Raw genomic sequence first — 20,555 nt, 5'->3', positions numbered from 1 at the left:
ACGACTCACTAATAAAATTTTCTTGAAAATTAATTAATGAGTCACCTTTATTATTCTACTTTATTCCATTTTAACATAGCCTGTTCCAACTTTGAAAAATTGCATGTAGCATATCCAATTATATTTCTTTCCTTTTGTTTCATATAGATTTTTTCTACATTTTTTTGTATCTTATCTCTATTTTTCAAACAAAACTTGAATTCTTTATTCATCAAAACCTTATAACTTTCCTCTAAGTTATTAAATAAAACTTTTTCATACATTCCTTTTGGGACTGGAATCATCTTTTTAATATCGATTACTCCTAATATATGTAATTTTTGAGTTTTAGAAAAATCTTTAAATATATCAAAAGATTTTATTTTTTCATTATCTATTATCTCATAAATCAGTATATGTTCATTAGATACATTTTTCCATTTCTTATGTTTTTCTTTTGCTGACGATAATGGTATAAAATACTCAAATTCATTTACTAATAATATAATACCAATAAAAGGTTTTAAATCCTTTTTATATTTGAAATTATAATATACCTCTGAATCATGCTCATTCAGATATTTTAAGTAATCAATATCAATTTCATAAAAACCAAATTGTGCTTTATTAATCATAATATTCCCCCCAAAAAAAAGAGAGGTTTTCCAACCTCTCTTCCTTCTTTAAGCTTTCACCTTTGGTATATAGGTAGTGAGACACCTTCTTTAAACTTTCACCTTTGGTATATAGGTAGTGAGACACCTTCTTTAAACTTTCACCTTTGGTATATAGGTAGTGAGACACCTTCTTTATATTCTCAGTATAACAATTAATCTTTTAACTGTCAATAAAATTAACTAATTATAAATAAATTGGAATTTTCTAATTTACTTATGACTTACTTGATTTAACTTACAGTTTACTGAAAAGCTTAACTTCTGGATATTTATCACTAAACCAGTTCATCGCGAAGTCATTCTCGAATAAGAATACATAGTTATCATATAAGTCTTTAACTAGAATACTTCTTGAACTTGACATGTTTTCATTGATTGAATCTTCATTTTCAATCCAGCGAGTAGTTTTTTGTCCAATACGTTCCATTATAACTTCTGTATTGTATTCATTTTTCATACGGTGCTCAAACACTTCAAATTGTAGTTGTCCTACTGCTCCTAAAATGATTTGATTCGTATGTAACGTTTTATAGTATTGAATTGCTCCTTCTTGTACAAGTTGCTCTACACCTTTGTGGAAATGTTTTTGTTTCAGTACGTTTTTTGCTGAAACTTTTACGAAAATTTCCGGTGTAAATGAAGGAAGTGCTTCAAATTCAACTTTTTTATTTTGATATAAAGTATCTCCAATTTGATAATTTCCACTATCGTAAAGACCAATAATATCTCCCGCATAAGCTACATCAACTGTAGCCTTATCATCAGCCATAAAGTTAGTTGAACGAGAGATTTTTAGTTTTTTTCCTGTTCTTGCTAAGTTTACATCCATACCACGGTTGAATTCACCTGAACATACACGTAAAAATGCAATTCTATCACGGTGTTTAGGGTCCATATTGGCTTGAATTTTGAAAATGAATCCTGAGAAATCCTCTCCTGTTGGTTGGATATCTTCTTCATTTACTCCACGACGACCTTTTGGTGTTGGTGCGTTATCTACATAATAGTTTAAGAAACTTTCTACACCGAATGATGATAATGCTGATCCGAAAAATACCGGTGTTTGCTCACCTTTTAGTTGTTTTTCATAATCATAATCAACACCCGCTTCAGTAATAAGAATCATATCTTCTACACATTTTTGATACATAGTATCTTGAGCAAGTGGATTATTATCTACAATATTATACTCTTCATCTAATTCTACAAAATCACTATCTTCATTGAACGGTTCAATAAAATGATTTTTTCTATCCATAATTCCGAAGAAGTTTTGACCCATACCTACTGGTAGGTTCATAGGATATGTTTCAATTTCTAATTTATCTTCAATTTCAGCTAATAATTCTAGTGGATCTTTAATTTCACGGTCAACTTTATTGATAAATGTGAAAATCGGTATTCCACGCATACGACAAACTTTGAAAAGTTTTAATGTCTGCGCCTCAATCCCTTTCGCTCCATCTATTACCATCACTGCACTATCAACAGCCATAAGTGTACGATATGTATCTTCTGAGAAATCTTCGTGACCTGGAGTATCTAAGATATTAATAATTTTGTTATCATAGTCAAGTTGCATTACTGAAGATGTTACAGAGATACCACGTTGTTTCTCTATATCCATCCAGTCACTTTTTGCATATTTTCCTGTTTTCTTACCTTTTACCGTACCTGCTTCACGAATTGCTCCACCAAATAAAAGTAATTTTTCTGTTAATGTAGTTTTACCAGCATCGGGGTGAGAGATAATGGCAAACGTTCTTCTTTTTTCTACTTGTTCTCTAATTTTTTCTACCACGTTATTTTCCTTTCAATTTTTTATTTTATATTAAATTTCTTTTTCGCTTCTTCTACAGCAACGATTGGATCTGAGTGCCAAACTTTTTTACCACCTTGAAGAATTTCATAATCTTCACGCCCTTTTGAAGCTAAGATTACTACGTCTCCTGGTTCTGATAATTCAATTATACGTTTAACCGCATCTGTTCTGAACCATACTTTTTCATAATTTTTATGAGTCATACCTTTTTCAATTGAACCCATAAGAACTTCTACATCTTCATCACGTGGGCTATCCGTTGTAATAACTACATAATCTGCTTCTGAGATAATTTCTCCAATTAATGGCCCTTTTGAAATATCTCGTCCTCCACCCATTCCTGTTACTAGAAGAGTACGTTTTCCTTTTCTTATTTCGCGAGTTGCTTCTAATAATTTTTCATATCCATCTGGAGTATGAGCAAAGTCACTAATTATATCAATCGGTAAATCATCACCTAGAATTTCCATACGACCGTATAAAGCTCCTAGTTTCGGTAATATATTAACTAGTTGTTCTACACTATATCCTTTTACCCAAACAGCGCTAAGTGCAGCAAGGACGTTGCTTACCATAAAGTCTCCAATATAATTAGTAATACATTCAAAAGTACCTTCTGGAGATTTTAGTGTAAAACTTGTTTTATAGATTTTATCTTCTTTATATTGTTTAATATTATATGCATAAAAATCCGCAGTTTCATCTTTGATAGAGTAATTAATTTCTTGTTGATATAAGCATTTAGAAATAATTTTATAATAACTATCATCTTTGTTCAACACACCAAATTTTGCTTCTGATAGATTATTCCCTAATGTTGAGAATAGTAAACTCTTATCATAGGCATAAGTTTGCATATCTCCATGAAAATCCAAGTGCTCATGCGTTAGATTTGTAAATATAGCAACATCGATGTCGACATTATAAATACGCCCTAAAGCCATTGCGTGTGATGATGCTTCAAAAGCAAGGTTTTTAATGTTTTCACGACGCAGCTCACCGATCTGATTATGTAATGTTACTACATCAGGAGTTGTATTACCAAAATAAATCGGTTCATCATCATTTTTACCAAATCCATTTGTTCCAATATACGCACTACTTTCTCCTAGGTTACGCAGCATATTATGAACTAATGTAGATATACTCGTCTTACCATTTGTTCCAGTTACTGCAACTGTGTGAATATCAGCACCCTCATTAATCTTTTTAGCTATCATACTAGCAATTTTTTCAATTTCATGCTCTCTAACAACAATAACAGCACAATTTTCTACATTATAATTTTCATAACGACTAGCTATTACTAATGCTGCCCCTTGTTCAATAACTTTTTCTATAAAGTTGTGACCATCTACAGTATAACCTTTAATAGCGACAAAGACATCCCCTTTTCCGATTTTTCTTGAATCTTGGGAAATACTATTTACACTATTTGGTAATTTTCCATAAATAGTTTTTATTTTTATATTATCAATAATATCTAAAATATTCATACTATCTACCTTTTTCTTATTTTCTAACTACTAAATTATACCACGCATAGTAGTAATACTCAACCAACAACGGGAATTATTTTATTTTCACAAATAATATTGATAATCTTATTTAACGAATTTCTGTCGACGATTGACATTATATTTCAGTTATGTTGATAATTAATAAAATCTAGTGTAATATATATAAGAAATCATTATTAAAGAAACTTTAAGGAGCAACGATGGAACACGAAATTATTTCCGAAATATTAAGTCATATAAATAATAACAACATTAACAAAATAACCTTTTCAAATATTCGTAACAAAGAATTAGAACTTGATAAAGTCATTGGAAAATTAGTTAATATTAAAAACTGTATTAACCTTCAGTTAGAATATCGTTATAAAAGAATAATAAAACATATGAACCTTGTTACCACTGATTCTGAAAGTATCGAAAAAGTCATTATTGAACTTTTTGAATTAGCAAAAGACATAAATGTAGTTACAGTTAATGAAAATATAAATATTAAAGTATCTAAAAAATTCAAAATTAGCGTAAATAGAAAGAAAACGACTGCAAAAGTTGTCTCATTCGATCATAATAAGAAAAAAGAGTATTTCCTAGACGAAAAACAAAAATATGACTTTTTAATAGAACTAGGTATTCAAAATAAAGATGGTAAAGTTGTTAAAAGTAAGTACAATAAATTTAAACAAATAAACAAATACCTTGAATTTATTAAACAAGCTACTACTCAATTAGATTCTAATAAACAGATTACAATCTTAGATTTTGGTAGTGGTAAGAGCTACTTAACATTCTCTACCTATTACTATTTAACTGAAGTTTTAAAAATGAATGTTAAAATCATTGGAATAGATTTAAAAAAAGAAATTATTGAAAACTGTAATAATATTGCTGAAAAACTTAATTTCAAAAATCTAAGTTTCATATACGGTGATGTAATTGATTACGAGAATAAAGATGAGATAGATATGGTTATTAGTCTGCATGCATGTAATACAGCAACGGATATAGCTATACTTAAAGCTCTTGGCTGGAAAGCAAAAGTATTCTTCGCTGTACCATGTTGTCAAAAAGAAGTTAACGGACAACTTAACTCTGATTTCCTTCCATTCATGTTAAAACATGGAATTGTTAAAGAAAAATTCTCTACTCTTCTTACTGATTCAGTACGCAGTGAAGTTCTAGAAGCATTTGGATATAAATCTGATATAGTGGAGTTTATCTCAGCGGAAAACACACCTAAAAATCAACTTATCCGAGCTTATAAAGTATCGAATAACATTGATAAAGATAAAATAGTTAATCTTGAAAAATTCACTTCATCATTAAATGTGAAGATGTTCTTACTAGAAGAAGTAAACAAACTTATATAAAAATAAAGCATTAGCTCTTGATTTCGAGCTAATGCTTTTAGTATTCGTAAAATTATAGTTCACTAAAGTCGTAAACTTTACCTTTTTGTCTATTTGGTAATACCGCTGCAATTACTAAACAAACTAGTGCAGGTACTAACCATTCTAAGCTTTGTGCTGCTAAAGGAAGTTTTGCGATTAAGTTACTGAATGAAGCAACTTTTAATTGACTTCCAATTACAGAAACAATAGAGATTAATGTCACTACTGCCATAGTTAGTTGCATTCCTAATTTTGATAGTGCAACATATTTGTTAACAATAACAATAAGTACTAAAGCTATTGTTATTGGGTATAAGAATAATAGCATTGGTACTGAGAATTGAATAACACTTTGTAATCCTACATTTGCAATTGCAAAACCTACAATTGTGAAGATAACAGCATAAACTTTGTATGAAAGTTGTGGGAATTTTTCGTTAAAGAATTCTGAAGTCGCAACGATTAATCCTACTGTTGTAGTGAAACATGTAAGAATTACCATAATTCCTAAGAAGACACTTCCATATGTTCCAAAAATTAAACGAGCTGATTCAGAAAGTACGTATGCCCCTTTATTAACTTTAGCATTAGCTAATACTTCTGCAGGCACTGCAAATCTATTACCTAATAATCCAAGTCCAACATATAGAATACTAAATCCTATTCCTGTTACAATACCAGCAATCCATACACTAGATAAAAATTCCTTTTTATCTTTAAATCCTAATTGTTTTAATGCACTCATCGCAATGATACAGAATGCTACTGAAGCAAGAGCGTCAAGAGTGTTATAACCTTCGATAAATCCAGTACCGAATGCTAATCCACTAGTTGCATATGTTTTAGCTGCTTCTCCTGTTGAATTAAATTTAGATACACCAAGAATTACTAAAACTACAATTAATAAAGCAAATATAGGTGTTAAAACTTTTCCTACACTATTTAAAATCTTAGTTGGGTTTACTGCTAATAAAAACGCACATAAGAAATAAATTACCGTAAAAATTAATAACCATGGTAACTTACTTTCAGCTACAACTGGAGCTACACCAATATCAAATGCAGTAGCTGCAGTTCTTGGAATCGCAAAAAGCGGTCCAATTGATAAATAAAGTAAAACTAAGTATGTTGTTGAGAATAGTGGAGAAATTTTTTCATCCATTTCTGCCCCATAACCATTCGGATTAAGTGCTCCTACAATAAGTGTAACGATAGCTATACCTACTCCAGATACAACAAATCCTAAAATTGCTGGCCAAAAGTTCCCTCCTGCACTTACTCCTAGCGCTGGTGGAAAGATTAAGTTTCCAGCACCAAAAAAGATACCAAATAATAACAATCCGGTTAATAAACCTTTTTTCATATAAAATAATTTCCTTTCTTAATTTTTAATAGTATTATTATAATACTATACCTTTTAAAAAAAGGCAAATACTTTTTAAATAATAATATAACGTTTTCTGATAATAATACGTATAAATTTGAAAACGGATTTGAAATTGAATTTCAAATCCGTTTTTTATTATATATGTAACCAAAGAAGTTGGATAACAAATAATACTGCAAAAAGATACATTAATGGGTGAATATCTTTCCATTGTTTTTTAGAAAGTTTTAATACTACATAGAATATAAATCCAAATGCGATACCATCATTAATAGATCCTGTTAAAGGAATACCAATAATAGTAACAAATGATGGGAATGCTTCTGTTATATCATTCCATTCTATCTTCGCAATACTTTCCATCATAAATGATCCAATAATAATTAACGCTGGAGAAGTAATCGCTGGAACTGCTGCTAAGCTACTCGCAAGCGGGAATAAGAAAATTGATATAACCACAAAGAAACTAGTAGATAATGCAGTAAGACCTGTACGGCCTCCATTTGCTACCCCTGCTGATGATTCAATATAAGCTGACGTTGGTGTACTACCAAATAACGATGCAGCTAATGACGCGAATGAATCAGCTAATAATGCTTCTTTTGCTCTTTCCATTCTACCATTTTTTACTAATCCTGCTTGAGTAGTTACTGCTACCATTGTTCCTGTAGTATCAAATAGTGTAACCATTAGGAATGTAAATACTATTCCATATAAGCCTAATTGTAAAGCATTAATACTTTCAGTAGCAGGATTATAAAGTAAACTTAAATCCATGTGAGGAATACCAAATACTTTTTCTACTTTTAACATTCCTGTGAAGTAAGAGATTATAGCAATAATTGCCATTCCAATAAATATTGCTCCTTTAATCTCTAGAGCTAGAAGCACTAAAATAATAAATATACCTAAAATTGTCATATACGCCACTGGATTTTTTAAATCACCTAGTGAAAGGATTGTATGTGGATTTGCAACAATTAAAGCTGAATTTTTCAGTCCTAAAAATGCGATAAATAGACCAATCGCAGCTGAAATACCATATTTTAAATTATTCGGAATAGAATCAATTAAACTCTCACGAAACTTAGTTGCTGATAAAATTACAAAAATTACAGCTCCCATAAAACATGTTGCTAATAATGTTTTATAATTATATCCTGATGTAGCTGCTAATGTTGCAAAATATGAGTTAATTCCCATACCTGGTGCTACTACTATAGGATAGTTCGCTGCTAATGCCATAATTAAAGTACCTACTAAAATTGCAATGATAGTAGCTGTAAATACTCTATCTAATGGAATACCTGCTGCTGATAAAACAGCTGGATTTACTACTAAAATATAACTCATAGAGAAAAATGTTATCAAACCAGATACAACTTCAGTTCTAGCATTCGTATTATTTTCTCTTAATTTAAAAAGACGTTCTAACATATTTAGAAAATTCTCCTTAGTTTTTATTAATGCCGAAGCACATAAATAATAATATATGTTTTAAAAATAAATGTCAAGAGTTTTTTTAAACGTAAAGTTCACATTTTATTGATTTTTCATATCTCAATCATTATAATTAACGGAATAAACGTTTCAAAATTATCTCTTTTCTTTTGTTTACATAAACTACATCCATTAAAAAACGAACATTATTATTTTATATTCTCCTAATGATTCGAGTTTAAAAAAATAAAATTCTTTAAACATAATACTTAGAGAAACAGTATTTTGTTTAAAGAACTATATTTTTATTCTTCATTTTCAGGAATAACTCCCATTAATTCTAGTAATTTATCCCATTCTAATAATAATTGTAAAGCATATAGCATTAAAAATAAATATATCATCTTTGTAATTGGGAAATCTTGATAGTCTAAAAAGAAAAATTTCAGAAAAATTACAAATATTAATGATACCGTACATATTTTAAAATGTTTTTCTCCCGGTACTTTTACATTAAAAAATATAAGGATTATAGGAATTAAGCTCCAACTTGTAAAACTTTCTAACACAGTCATAATTTCTCCTCCTTTAAAATAATTATCCTTAATAATTTAGAATAACTATATATAAATATTATATCATATAGTTAACATAAAATGAAACGTTATCATAGAGTTGGATACTAACATATTCCAATTTAAGATATAAAAATATCACTAAGAAATTCTCTTAATCTCTTAGCGATATTTTCTAAATTATAATATTTTCGAGAAGAATTCTTTCGTTCTTTCTTCTTTCGGATTATCAAATATTTCTGATGGAGTTCCTTCTTCTAAAACTACTCCTCCATCCATAAATATTACTTTATCAGCAACTTCTTTTGCGAAGTTCATCTCATGAGTAACTATTAACATAGTTAATCCTTCTTCTGATAACTCCTTAATAACATCAAGTACTTCTTTTACCATCTCTGGATCTAACGCACTTGTTGGTTCATCAAATAGTAACACTTCTGGTGAGTTAGCTAAGGCGCGTGCAATTGCAACACGTTGTTTTTGTCCACCCGAAAGGCTATTTGGATAAACATCTTTCTTATCTTCTAAACCAACTCTTTTTAATAACTCAATTGCTTTTTTCTCAATATTTTCAGCAGTGTCATCACCAAATGTTTTTGGAGCAAGTGTAATATTTTCGAGTACACTCATGTTTGGGAATAGGTTAAAGTTTTGGAATACCATTCCTACTTTTTTTCTATATTTATTAATATTTTGTTTAGTGATATCTTCACCATCGTATAAAATTTGTCCACTCGTTGGAGTTTCTAATAAGTTTACACAACGTAATGCTGTACTTTTTCCACTTCCACTTGAACCTAGAATTGCAATTTTCTCCCCTTTTTCAACGTTGATATTTACACCTTTTAATACTTCTAATTTTCCGAATTTTTTATGTAAATCTTTTATTTGTAATAACAATTTTTCCACCTACTTCGTTAATTTTTTCTCTAAACGTTTTACTAATAATGATAATATTGATGTAATAATAAAGTATATTGCAGCTGCTACTAAGTACGGTCCGAATGTTTGGTAAGTAGCATTTTTTACAGTGTTTGCTGTAAACATGATATCCGCTACCCCTACAAAGTAAACTATTGAAGATTCTTTTACTAATGAAATAAACTCATTACCTAAGGCTGGTAAACTATTTTTTAAAGCCTGTGGTAAAATAATTAATTTCATAGTTTGGAAATAATTAAGTCCTAATGAACGACCTGCTTCCATTTGACCTTTATCGATTGCTAAAATTCCAGAACGGAATATTTCACTAACATATGCTCCTGAGTTAATTGAAAGAGCAATTATCGCTGACATAAATGGTGTAAATGAAATCCCAATTTCCGGTAATGCAAAGTAAATAATCATAATTTGCACTAAAATTGGAGTATTTCTAATAACTTCTACATAAACTGCTGCTATTATATTAAGTACTTTAAATGTACTAATTTTTGCTAAACATATTACAATACCAAGTATTAATCCTACTAGTAAAGCTATAAGTGAAACTTTTAAAGTTGTTACCGTAGCTTCTAAATACGTTGTGTAATAATTTGGAAGAAAATCAAACATTCTATTTTATACCTCTCTTTTATTCGCTTTGTGCCGCAATTTTAGCATATTTATCAAGTTCTTTTTCAAATGCTTTTTGATCTTGAATTTCTTTAATTACTGCGTTTACTTGTTCTAATAATTCTTTATTACTATCATTTTTTCCTTTTTTGAATGCTATTGCCATACCTGTTGCTTCTGGATCGTTATCTGCAGTAAATGAACTAATTTTAATATCAGTATATTTATTCATAGCGATTTTTGCAACATCATCTGGAATTAATACTACATCTATTTTTTTATTTTTTAAGTCTTGTAGTAAGCTTGGTACGTCAGTTAAAGCTTGGATATTTTTATCATCCATTTTTAGTTGTTCTTTAGCATAAGTTTCATAAGTTGAACCTTTTTGAACACCTATTTTTTTATTTTTAAGGTCAGCTACTGATTTAATTTCTTCGCTGTCTTTATTTACTACAAAAATACCTTTACTTGTGTAATAAACATCTGAGAAATCAACTGCTTTTTTTCTTTCCTCAGTTGGGTTAACACCTGAGATTACCATATCAATTTTGTTTGCATTTAAAGCAGCAATTAATGAATCAAATGCCATTTGTTGAATTTCAACCTGAACACCTAATTTTTTAGAAACTTGTTCTGCTAAGTAAATATCAGCACCTACTACTTTTTTATCTCCATTTTCAGTTGTTAGAAATTCATATGGTGGATAGTCAGGTGATACCCCTAGTACTATTTTATTTTTTTCTTTAACTTCTTGTAATTTACTTTTTGTACTGCTACTTGAGCATGCTGTTAATGTTACGACTGTAATAATTGATGTAATGAACAATAATAATTTTTTCATTGTCTTGTCTCCTTTTTCTTTATTATATTATATTTTTTAGAAAAGAACTAATTATAAATAAAAAATCTCTTTGTAACTAGATTTCTAGCTACAAAGAGACGAATTTTCGCGGTGCCACTCTTTTTGGTATATGAATACTAAGAAAAATACAGTCCATGGTCAGTATTATGGTACGAAGATAAATAAAAAAGTCTTTTTATAATTTCCTAAGAAACTATAAAAAGACGAAATCATTTCCGCGTTGCCACTTTTCTTGGTATTTAATATACCCACTCAATCTCTTTAAGGCAGAGTTACCAATTATCTAATAATTGCCTAAAAAGTGCGTTCATCTAGAAAAATTACTAACCTCACACCTACGTTAGCTCGCTAAAAATTTTTTACCAAATTACTATTCTTTTCTAAGGTTTTGTTTTATTGTTAATTATTTTACACCGTTAATAATTACTTGTCAAGTGAAAAATTATTATTTTTGATATTTTTAAAATTTTTTCAAAAGAAAAGGGCTGACCCAAAAGACTTAAAACATTACAAAGTGTATATGAAAACTCATAGACGCAGTGGTTTATTGATATCTAAATTCGCTTTATAAAAGCTTTTTAGATATCTAATAACCTGTGCGGGGGTGACTCGACAAAATCAATTTCTACGAAATCATGATTTTTGAGTCACTCCCTTTCTTTAAAAATTATTTATTTAATAAGTTATATAATGTTTTAACATGTACTCCTGTAGCACCTTTTGGAAGATATTTTTCCGCTTTTGATAAATATGCTGTTCCAGCTATATCTAGGTGAATCCACGGAACATTGTTCGCTACGAAGTTTTCTATGAATAATCCCGCAGTTATTGTTCCTCCAAGTCTTCCTCCTGTATTTTTCACATCAGCTACAGAAGATTTATTTAATTCTCTGAAGCTATCATCAGCTGGCATTTGCCATACTCTTTCTCCAGCTTCTTTCGCAGCTTTATTTAGTTCGTCATAAAATTCTTGGTTGTTCGTTACTGCTCCTGTGTAGAATTCTGCTAACGCAACTAAACATGCACCAGTAAGTGTTGCTAAATCTATAATTTTATTTACTTTAAGTTTTTCAGTTGCATAATATACTGAATCAGCAAGAGTAATACGACCTTCAGCGTCTGTATTTGCTACCTCTACTGTTTTCCCTGATAGAGTTGAAATAACATCACCTGGTTTATATGATCCTCCTGAGATCATATTTTCACAAGCTCCTACAATAGCAATAACATTCGTTTTTAATTTTCTTGTAGCAATTAGTTTCATAGTTCCAATTACTGTCCCTGCTCCACCCATGTCACAGTGCATAATATCCATACTATTTGCCGTTTGTTTAATTGAATAACCACCTGTGTCATAAGTCACACCTTTACCAACTAAACCAACTACTTCACTTTCTTCTGGGTTATTTAAATATTTCATAACGATAAATCTTGGCTTTTTATCAGAAGCACGACCTACAGCTAACAGTCCTTTTAGTCCTAATTCTTCACATTGTTTTTCATCGTATACTTCTACTTCAACACCTAAAGCTGTTAATTCCTTGCTAGCAATATTAGCAAGTGTTTCAGGATATAGATACTCTGCTCTTTCGTTAACTAAGTCACGAGCAAAAAATACACCACCAATTATATCACATGCTTCACTAACTACTTCTTCTATATTTTCTAACTGTTCTTCAGTAGTTAAATTAATAGTAATTTCTGGGAAATCTTTTCTATCAGACTTATACTTATCAAATTTATAAGTTGCATGTAAAGCTCCTTCTACAGCTGCATTTACTATATTCTTAGTAAGTATATTTTTTACTTTTGGTAAAGTAACTTGGACTTCAAACTCTTTATTTTTTGCTAATACTTTAACTAGTTTAAAAAATACCTCACGTACTTGATCTTCTTTTAATTCATCACGTTTTCCTAATCCTATTAATATTTCTTTTTCTCCATTATATGGTAAATTTACAAATATTTCATTTAGTTTTCCTTTAAATAATTTTTTCCCTTTTGTATATTCTAAAAGTTCATTATTGTAATTTTCATCTTCAAATATTGGTGTTACAATTACACCTTCTAATTTATTAGTATTAAATTTCATCTTAATTAACCTCGTACTTTGTACGTCCCTTCTTTATATTCTTTCTAATATTTCTTTTGCTATTTCTTTAGCTTCTAATACTGTGTTTTCTAAAGTTGTTCCTTTTTTTGATTTACCTATAATAAAAACATTCGAATATTCTTTTTTCATATACTCATTGAATTCATTAATGTTTTTATTATAATTTTTACAACAATAACGGTAGTTATCTTTTATTTTACTAACATAGTACTTATTCACATTTCCTACTACACCATGAACTTTTATTAGTTCTTTTTCAACAATTTCTTTAATTTCACTATCGCTTTTATCAATAAGTTTTTTTACCGCTTCTTCTCTACTTATATATGCTCTTACTATTTGAATCCCGCTCATTTTTACATCAATCCATTTATTACTTACGTATTCTAGCTTCGTAACATATTCACTTTCATCTTTTGGAAAAATTATTTCTCCAATTTCACGATTTATGTGTAGATCATCTCTCTTATAAATAAGCGTAACTACTATATTAGAAACATAATTCATATCAGAATAAAATTCAATTATCTTCTCGTCATCATTAAACCACGGTAGGAAATTTTTTTGATTCAATGTTAGTATTATATAGTCATAATAGTAAATACTGCCATTTGAATGAACTAAATATTTATCACCTCTTTTTTCTATTTTTTCTACTTTTCTATTTAGTTCTAGAAATACTTTATCTGAAAAATTTGATTCTAGCGTTTCTATAAATGATTTCAATGTGAATTTCAAGCGATATTCTGCTCCTACAGTAATATTATCAATAACATTCCTATCATACATCTCTTCAAGTACTTTATTAATATCTTCTTTTTGAATCGTTAAAAATGATAATTCTGGCATCAAGCTTACCATACTTTGTTTAGAAATATCACTAGCATAGTAACTTGTCAATAGTGGTTCTATTAGTTTAACGTAGATTTTTTCATTAACTATAGCTCTAAAGAACTCTTCTACAGTTAACTCTTTAATGTTTTCATCTTCTAAAGTATTATACATATTGTATAAAATAGATAACTTTTCTTTAAATGTAAATAAATCAGATAGCAACAATTCTCTCTTATCAAGTGGAAGTCCATAAAGCATTTTTTCTGGTAAGTATTTAATTCCCTCTTTTGTAAAAAATACCTTTTTCGTCATCCCACTTTTGATTAAATATCTATGTAAACCTAATTCTATCATTAAATAAAACAAGACGCCTTGTTCACTAATAGAATTGTGCCACCCATTATCATAAATTTCTTGCCCAAACTGAAACTTTCCAAATCTGTCATTTGCAAATTCTAAATCTTTCTCGATTAGATCAATATTAAACTTTTTTGAGTTTACTCCTGAGAGTTTATCAAGAAAGTAAGCACAACTTACTCCAGATAAATCTCCTCCTATTATTGCTATATTTTTCATAATCTGTCCTTCTACTTAACTTTTCCAATAAATATTTTAGATATTATATTCGCTATAACTACTGAACCAATTATTACTAAGATATTCATTGTGCTAAAACTAGCTAATAATATAGATACTCCCCCTAATAATAATGTAGTTACTATCATGACACTAGTTAATAATTGTTTATAGCTTTTTATTTTAATATCTTCACTTACTGGTAAAATACTATGCCAAATATTATTGCTCATTTGCTTGTACAATGGAACTAGTTGAATTATTGTTAAATAACTATATGAAATTATTGCTAAACCACTAACATATGTATTTTTAAAACTAAAAATAACTAGAACGGCTAAGAGCATTAGTCTTAACGCTAGATAAACTGTATTTTCTTGTCTTAAAAATACCCTATAGTAATAATATTTAAAACTATTTTCTTTTTTGAAATTATCTTTTGTTAATTTTGGTAATAGTATATCAAAATATTTTCTTCTAGCAACTTTTACACCACTTAACGGAACATCAACAAACATATTTACAAACTTCAAATAGCTTTCTATACGATGTTTGTCATAATCTGCTGCTTGATTCCAATTCACAACATATTTTTCTTGATCTTTAGCATTTAGTTTATTCCCAGCATTTTTCATAATATAGTAAGTAAATGCTGCTAATACAATTATGCTTATTAAATAAATAATGCGAATAGCTATGTCATCAAAAAATATTACTAGCAACTGCATAAAGATTACAACAAAAAGTAGTAGTTTACTCCAAACAACTTCTTTGTAGTGAATAACTTGGAGATATTTTAATAAATTGTTCCATATTATTACTATTAATAACATAAAAATACTTAGTCTATCTATATTACCAATAAGATTAGTAATTGGCTTTGTAGCGAAATAGAAGATTATAACAGTAATTATATGAACTACCGTACTGTTTATTACAGTTTTTAATCCTACTTTTCTATAATGTTTTTCTAATGGTAATAAGAATACCGCATCCGCTTCTTTAATATGTGTTTTTATTTTAGAACTTACTAAATAATAACTAAAGGCAAGTGTTGCTGCTATTAACACCGAATATAGCTCTACCTTACTTGCAATAGCTAGCCATTTCGAATAGTTTATAAGCACTGCTCCTAAAACTATAATAAGAAACATTATAAGGTGCGAATTAAAAATGTACTTACTATAGGTTAACTTTAATTCTTGTTCTTTCTTTCGTCTGTCAGAAAAAATATTTTCAATATTACTCATTATTTCCTCGCATTGTTAATGATAGATATATTTCATCTAAAGACGCACCTGCCATATTAAATTCGGCTCTTAATTGTTCTAAATTACCATTTGCTAAAATTTTACCTTCATGAATAATAACAAAATTATCACAGTATTTCTCAGCTGTTGCAAGAATATGCGTAGACATTAGAATACTTGCTCCAGTATCCCTTCTTTCGCACATCAAGTTAATTAAATCATTTATTGCAATAGGATCTAAGCCTAAGAATGGTTCATCAATTATATATAAATTCGGTTCAACTAAAAAGGCACAAATTATCATAACTTTTTGCTTCATACCTTTTGAAAAATGAACAGGAAAGAACTTTTTCTTATCTTTCAATTTAAATAAATCTAATAACTTTTCTGCTCTTTTCCATGTATCTTCCATATCTAATCCATACGCCATTGCTGTAAGATTTATATGTTCTTCTAAAGTTAGCTCTTCATATAAAACGGGTGATTCTGGTATATAACTGATACTTTTTCTATATTTTTCATTATTTCCAGTAATTGTTATTCCATTAACTTTTATTTCACCTTCCATAGGTCTTAGTAAACCTAAAATATGTTTAATTGTTGTACTCTTACCAGCTCCATTAAGACCTATTAGTGCTGTTATGCTTCCCTTAGGTATTTGGATATTAACATTATCTATTATTTTTCTTCGATTATATCCTCCACCTAAATTACTAATTTCTAATACATTCGTCATTTTTTATGACTCCTCTCTCTAACTCATCTAATATCAAATCAATTTGTCTATATGTTTCTTCTTTAGTGTTACTATTATTAATTACATAGTTGCCAAGCTCTGATTTATCTTTTGAGCTCATTTGACTTTTTATTCTATTCATAGCCCCTTCAGAAGAAAGAGAATTTCGATTCATCAATCTATTTAATTGTATTTTTTCATCTACATGAACTACTATTATCTTTTCGACTAAATCTTCAAAGCCAGCTTCAAACAAGAGTGCTATATCTAAAAATACTAGTCGTTCATCGCTATGTATTTCTTGTAATTGTAAAATTTGTTTTCTTATATATGGATGCACAACACTATTAAGTATTTTTAAATTCTCCTCATTACCAAAGACTAATTTCCCTAGTTTTTCACGGCTTATCTCATTATTCTCAATAATCCTTAAACCAAAACTTTTCTCGAGTTTTTCTCTCACTTCATCATCAGTTAGTGCAGTATGACCTAATTTATCTGCATCAATTATAGTATATCCTTTATCCCTCAGATAATTTGATACTGTACTTTTTCCACATGCAATACTTCCCGTAATTCCTATATTCACAATATCAACTCCATTAAGTTTCTTATGTACAATTTTATCATAAACCGTAATCATTTACCACATTTTACGATTCAATAAAAAATATAACACATAAAAATTACTCTCTCTATCATTGTTTAATCCTTAGATAGAGAGAGTAAATATTAATATTATTTTTCTTTATATGGATGAATATCCATTTCTTCTAATTTTACAAATTTTCTCTTTGTAACTACTTTAAATGTTAAATACATCAGTACACCAATCGCTGGACAAACTAAGTTATACGACATTTTTACAAAACCACCAGTTGCATAGTCTGAAACTAATTGAAGTAAAATTATTGTTGCAAATGATAGTAATGCAATGTAAGAACCTACAACTCCTGTTTTCGATGTATACGGTAATACTTCCTCAGCTTTTTTCCCTTGTTTAGCAATCGCCTTACGTAGACGAATTTGCGAAACTAATGATACCATCCAAATAATCATTACTATAATTCCTACCATTGATAATAACATGTAGTAACCACTTGGATTAAGTTTTTCAAATATGAAACAAAGAACCATAAATAATGCAGATACTGTTAAAGCAAATACAGGAATTGAATTACTATTTAATTTCTTAAATACTTTTGGTCCGTAATCATGTGAACTTAATGAGAATAATTGTCTACTTGAAACATACATACCTGAGTTTGCAGCTGACAATACTGATGTTAAGATTACGGCATTCATAATTACTGCCGCTATTTCTAATCCGATATTTTGGAAAACAATTGTAAATGGTGAAGCAGTTACATTGTTTGTATCTAATAATCTTGGATCATTCGCTGAAACTATTGAAGATATAATTATCATCGTAGCTATGTAGAATATTAAAATTCTCCAGAACACTTGTTTTACTGCTTTAGGCATTGTTTCTTTTGGATTTGGAGATTCACCAGCTGTAACAGCTACTACCTCAGTTCCTCCAAATGAAAATGCTGCTGTTGATAATACCCCAAATAGACCTAAAGCTCCTGCACTACTTGTTTTTTCTCCGTTTTGGATGAATGTATGAATACCAGCTTCACTGTTTCCAGTAACTCCAAAAATAATTGCAGCACCAACTAATAAGAATGCAACAACAGTCATTACTTTGATTATTGTTATCCAATATTCAACTTCTCCGAAAACTTTAACACTAACTAAGTTTAATAAATATAATAATACTAAAAATACAATACAAATAGAAAATGTTGAAAATTGTCTAAAGAATTCCCAATAATGTAGTATTTTTGATAATGTAATAATATCTACACTAGCTACTAAAATCCATAGAATCCAAAATAACCAACCTACTCCAAAACCTACCCCTGGATCAATAAAACGCGTTGCATAAGCTCCAAACGAACCAGAAACGGGATAAAACGTTGCTAATTCTCCTATAGAAGCCATTAAAAAGTAGATAATAACTCCAATCAATGCATAAGTAATAACCGCTCCATAAGAACCTGCTTTACTTACAACTGCCCCACTTGCCATAAATAATCCTGTACCTATACATCCACCTATGGCAATCATACTGATATGACGAGCCTGTAATTTTCTTTCCATTTTAGAATCTGTCATTCTCTTCATCCTTTCTTATAATATATTATAACTATATAAGTAATGATTATACTAGAATATTTATATTTTGTAAATAATTTTCTGAAATTTTATTATTATTTTTCAAAAATTTCAGAGATATTTCTAATTAACTTCTCTTAATTGATAACGAATATCATTTATTTAAATTTTATATTATATTCTAGAATATAATATTTTTGTTAAAATGGTTATAGTTCATATCCCCAATTTTCACAATAATTCAATTTATTTTTAAAAAAGTATTTTATTACAGTCATTATTATATCAAAAGTTAAAGCATTTACAGATTTTCACTTTAGCTATATAATTTTTTGTAGAAATCACTATTCTATTAATATTAGGAGGCATTATTATGACAACATTTTATAACGAAGCTAGGGAATTTGCAAAAAAATATATTGACCCTATTGCTAAAGAAATTGATGAACAAGAAAGATTTCCAGAGGAAGTATTTAAAGAATTAGGAAAAGCTGGATACTTTAAACTTATGATTCCTACGGAACTTGGCGGATTAGGTAAAGATATGCAAGAACATGCTGATGCTTGTCGTGCTTTCGCTAAATCGAGTGCTACTGTTGGTTTATGCTATATGATGCACAATGTTGCATTAAATTGTGTATTATCTTATGCAGATGATAATCTTAAATCAAAAATCTGTAAAGATATCGTAGAAAATGAAAAATTTATGGCACTTGCTTACAGCGAATTAGGTACTGGTACTCACTTCTACATTTCTGATGTGAAAACTGAATTCAAAGATAACTCAGTAATTTTCAATGGACTAAAAAGTATGGTAACATCTGCTGAATTTGCATCTTACTACTTAGTACTTACTCCTTCTGATGTAGAAGGTGGAATTGATAACTGGGTATTCCCACTTGGAAGCAAAGGACTAGAATTTAAAACATCTACATGGCACGGTCTTGGAATGCGTGGAAATGTTTCTTGTCAAATGGCTATTAACGATGTCGAATTAGATAAGGAACTTCGCATCGGAGAAGCTGGTTCAGGTGTTGATCAAGTATTCACTATTGTTGCTACATACTTCATCACAGGACTTGCCGCTGTTTATAGTGGACTATGCGAAGCAATTTTAGACGAAGCAGTAGCTCATACAACTAATAGAAAATATCCTGATGGAAAATCATTAAGTGAGATTGAAACTGTTCAAATTCATCTAGCAAAAATTTACAGTCAAACAAATGCTGCTGTTTTAGGAACGAATGAAGCTGCTCGTAGTTTTTTAGCTAAAGAAAGTGATATGTTAGCAAAAATTTTATCAGCTAGAATTTTCGCTAGTGAAGCTGCTATTGAATTAGCTCGTCTTGGTATGCGTGTTGGTGGTGGTAAAGCTTATAACCGTGTTGGAAATATGGAACGTTACTTAAGAGATGCTTTCGCAAGTCATATTATGGCACCTAGTGTTGACGTACTTACAATTTGGTTAGGAAAAGCAATCACTGGGCAACAATTACCATAATAATTACTAATGAAATCAAATATTTAAGGGGCTGACCCGAAAGTCCTAAAATTTTAACAAAGTTCATATAGAAACTCATAGACGCAGTGGTTTATTGATATCTAAATTCGCTTTATAAAAGCTTTTTAGATATCTAATAAACTGTGCGGGGGTGACTCGACAAAAT

The 20,555-nt window shown here is 29.4% G+C and carries 17 protein-coding genes and 1 other annotated feature; of the genes, 2 read left to right on the top strand and 15 right to left on the bottom strand.

The features are described from left to right. Positions 1 to 50 precede the first annotated feature (50 nt). From PNO30_RS06635 to PNO30_RS06625, 3 genes are all read right to left on the bottom strand, one after another. The gene (locus PNO30_RS06635) at positions 51 to 614 is read right to left on the bottom strand and encodes a type III toxin-antitoxin system ToxN/AbiQ family toxin (RefSeq protein ID WP_271966117.1); all 564 of its coding nucleotides are present in this window, start codon (positions 612 to 614) and stop codon (positions 51 to 53) included. A gap of 277 nt (positions 615 to 891) precedes the next feature. After that, a complete protein-coding gene (locus PNO30_RS06630) occupies positions 892 to 2,457 on the bottom strand; it encodes a peptide chain release factor 3 (protein WP_271966118.1) in 1,566 nt (521 codons plus the stop codon). 20 nt (positions 2,458 to 2,477) lie between these two features. Further along, entirely contained in the window at positions 2,478 to 3,974 is a 1,497-nt protein-coding gene (locus tag PNO30_RS06625; protein ID WP_271987610.1) for a UDP-N-acetylmuramoyl-L-alanyl-D-glutamate--2,6-diaminopimelate ligase, read from the bottom strand. A gap of 224 nt (positions 3,975 to 4,198) precedes the next feature. Here PNO30_RS06625 and PNO30_RS06620 point away from each other — a divergent pair, with 224 nt between their 5' ends. Next, complete coding sequence (locus tag PNO30_RS06620) at positions 4,199 to 5,362, top strand: class I SAM-dependent methyltransferase (RefSeq protein WP_271966121.1); 1,164 nt, start codon at positions 4,199 to 4,201, stop codon at positions 5,360 to 5,362. A 52-nt stretch (positions 5,363 to 5,414) separates the two neighbouring features. Here the strand turns inward: PNO30_RS06620 and brnQ are convergent, their stop codons facing one another. The 12 genes from brnQ to PNO30_RS06560 form a co-directional block, all read right to left on the bottom strand. Beyond that, positions 5,415 to 6,746 carry a branched-chain amino acid transport system II carrier protein gene (brnQ, locus tag PNO30_RS06615; protein ID WP_271966122.1) on the bottom strand — a complete coding sequence of 444 codons (1,332 nt, stop codon included), beginning with the start codon at positions 6,744 to 6,746 and terminating at the stop codon, positions 5,415 to 5,417. Between the two features lie 159 nt (positions 6,747 to 6,905). Next, positions 6,906 to 8,207: an NCS2 family permease gene (locus PNO30_RS06610; protein WP_271966123.1), complete on the bottom strand. Its 1,302-nt coding sequence runs from the start codon at positions 8,205 to 8,207 to the stop codon at positions 6,906 to 6,908. A gap of 308 nt (positions 8,208 to 8,515) precedes the next feature. After that, complete coding sequence (locus PNO30_RS06605; protein ID WP_271966124.1) at positions 8,516 to 8,785, bottom strand: hypothetical protein; 270 nt, start codon at positions 8,783 to 8,785, stop codon at positions 8,516 to 8,518. A gap of 180 nt (positions 8,786 to 8,965) precedes the next feature. Further along, entirely contained in the window at positions 8,966 to 9,685 is a 720-nt protein-coding gene (locus PNO30_RS06600) for an amino acid ABC transporter ATP-binding protein (RefSeq protein WP_271966125.1), read from the bottom strand. 9 nt (positions 9,686 to 9,694) lie between these two features. After that, positions 9,695 to 10,336 carry an amino acid ABC transporter permease gene (locus tag PNO30_RS06595; RefSeq protein WP_271966126.1) on the bottom strand — a complete coding sequence of 214 codons (642 nt, stop codon included), beginning with the start codon at positions 10,334 to 10,336 and terminating at the stop codon, positions 9,695 to 9,697. Between the two features lie 19 nt (positions 10,337 to 10,355). Further along, the gene (locus PNO30_RS06590) at positions 10,356 to 11,177 is read right to left on the bottom strand and encodes a transporter substrate-binding domain-containing protein (protein ID WP_271966127.1); all 822 of its coding nucleotides are present in this window, start codon (positions 11,175 to 11,177) and stop codon (positions 10,356 to 10,358) included. Positions 11,178 to 11,394: 217 nt separating this feature from the next. Next, positions 11,395 to 11,590, bottom strand: a binding site (T-box leader). A gap of 275 nt (positions 11,591 to 11,865) precedes the next feature. Further along, positions 11,866 to 13,290 carry a leucyl aminopeptidase gene (locus PNO30_RS06585; protein ID WP_271966128.1) on the bottom strand — a complete coding sequence of 475 codons (1,425 nt, stop codon included), beginning with the start codon at positions 13,288 to 13,290 and terminating at the stop codon, positions 11,866 to 11,868. A gap of 33 nt (positions 13,291 to 13,323) precedes the next feature. Then, positions 13,324 to 14,721 carry a protoporphyrinogen/coproporphyrinogen oxidase gene (locus PNO30_RS06580; protein WP_271987609.1) on the bottom strand — a complete coding sequence of 466 codons (1,398 nt, stop codon included), beginning with the start codon at positions 14,719 to 14,721 and terminating at the stop codon, positions 13,324 to 13,326. Between the two features lie 11 nt (positions 14,722 to 14,732). Continuing rightward, complete coding sequence (locus PNO30_RS06575) at positions 14,733 to 15,971, bottom strand: ABC transporter permease (protein WP_271987608.1); 1,239 nt, start codon at positions 15,969 to 15,971, stop codon at positions 14,733 to 14,735. Continuing rightward, positions 15,964 to 16,707, bottom strand: coding sequence for an ABC transporter ATP-binding protein (locus tag PNO30_RS06570; protein ID WP_271987607.1), 744 nt, complete (start codon positions 16,705 to 16,707; stop codon positions 15,964 to 15,966). The genes PNO30_RS06575 and PNO30_RS06570 overlap by 8 nt, the downstream gene beginning before the upstream one ends. Further along, positions 16,685 to 17,296, bottom strand: coding sequence for a dephospho-CoA kinase (gene coaE, locus PNO30_RS06565; protein WP_271987606.1), 612 nt, complete (start codon positions 17,294 to 17,296; stop codon positions 16,685 to 16,687). The genes PNO30_RS06570 and coaE overlap by 23 nt, the downstream gene beginning before the upstream one ends. Positions 17,297 to 17,445: 149 nt before the next feature. Then, entirely contained in the window at positions 17,446 to 18,888 is a 1,443-nt protein-coding gene (locus PNO30_RS06560) for an amino acid permease (protein WP_271987605.1), read from the bottom strand. Positions 18,889 to 19,261: 373 nt separating this feature from the next. Between PNO30_RS06560 and PNO30_RS06555 the strand changes: the two genes are divergently transcribed. After that, positions 19,262 to 20,389, top strand: a complete 1,128-nt coding sequence (locus PNO30_RS06555; RefSeq protein ID WP_271966134.1) for an acyl-CoA dehydrogenase family protein — start codon at positions 19,262 to 19,264, stop codon at positions 20,387 to 20,389. The last annotated feature ends 166 nt before the right edge of the window (positions 20,390 to 20,555 follow it).

This window comes from Gemella haemolysans (assembly GCF_028308085.1).
In the GTDB taxonomy this organism is placed as follows: domain Bacteria; phylum Bacillota; class Bacilli; order Staphylococcales; family Gemellaceae; genus Gemella; species Gemella haemolysans_D.
The sequence above is the reverse complement of the archived record's forward strand: the minus strand, read 5'-3'. Positions and strand labels throughout refer to the sequence as shown.

Coding starts and splice junctions, on each gene's coding strand:
- PNO30_RS06635 (WP_271966117.1), bottom strand. CDS start 614: ATGATTAATAAAGCACAATTTGGTTTTTATGAAATTGATATTGATTAC.
- PNO30_RS06575 (WP_271987608.1), bottom strand. CDS start 15,971: ATGAGTAATATTGAAAATATTTTTTCTGACAGACGAAAGAAAGAACAA.
- PNO30_RS06595 (WP_271966126.1), bottom strand. CDS start 10,336: ATGTTTGATTTTCTTCCAAATTATTACACAACGTATTTAGAAGCTACG.
- PNO30_RS06555 (WP_271966134.1), top strand. CDS start 19,262: ATGACAACATTTTATAACGAAGCTAGGGAATTTGCAAAAAAATATATT.
- PNO30_RS06620 (WP_271966121.1), top strand. CDS start 4,199: ATGGAACACGAAATTATTTCCGAAATATTAAGTCATATAAATAATAAC.
- brnQ (WP_271966122.1), bottom strand. CDS start 6,746: ATGAAAAAAGGTTTATTAACCGGATTGTTATTATTTGGTATCTTTTTT.
- PNO30_RS06580 (WP_271987609.1), bottom strand. CDS start 14,721: ATGAAAAATATAGCAATAATAGGAGGAGATTTATCTGGAGTAAGTTGT.
- PNO30_RS06585 (WP_271966128.1), bottom strand. CDS start 13,290: ATGAAATTTAATACTAATAAATTAGAAGGTGTAATTGTAACACCAATA.
- PNO30_RS06610 (WP_271966123.1), bottom strand. CDS start 8,207: ATGTTAGAACGTCTTTTTAAATTAAGAGAAAATAATACGAATGCTAGA.
- PNO30_RS06625 (WP_271987610.1), bottom strand. CDS start 3,974: ATGAATATTTTAGATATTATTGATAATATAAAAATAAAAACTATTTAT.
- PNO30_RS06560 (WP_271987605.1), bottom strand. CDS start 18,888: ATGACAGATTCTAAAATGGAAAGAAAATTACAGGCTCGTCATATCAGT.
- PNO30_RS06590 (WP_271966127.1), bottom strand. CDS start 11,177: ATGAAAAAATTATTATTGTTCATTACATCAATTATTACAGTCGTAACA.
- PNO30_RS06605 (WP_271966124.1), bottom strand. CDS start 8,785: ATGACTGTGTTAGAAAGTTTTACAAGTTGGAGCTTAATTCCTATAATC.
- PNO30_RS06570 (WP_271987607.1), bottom strand. CDS start 16,707: ATGACGAATGTATTAGAAATTAGTAATTTAGGTGGAGGATATAATCGA.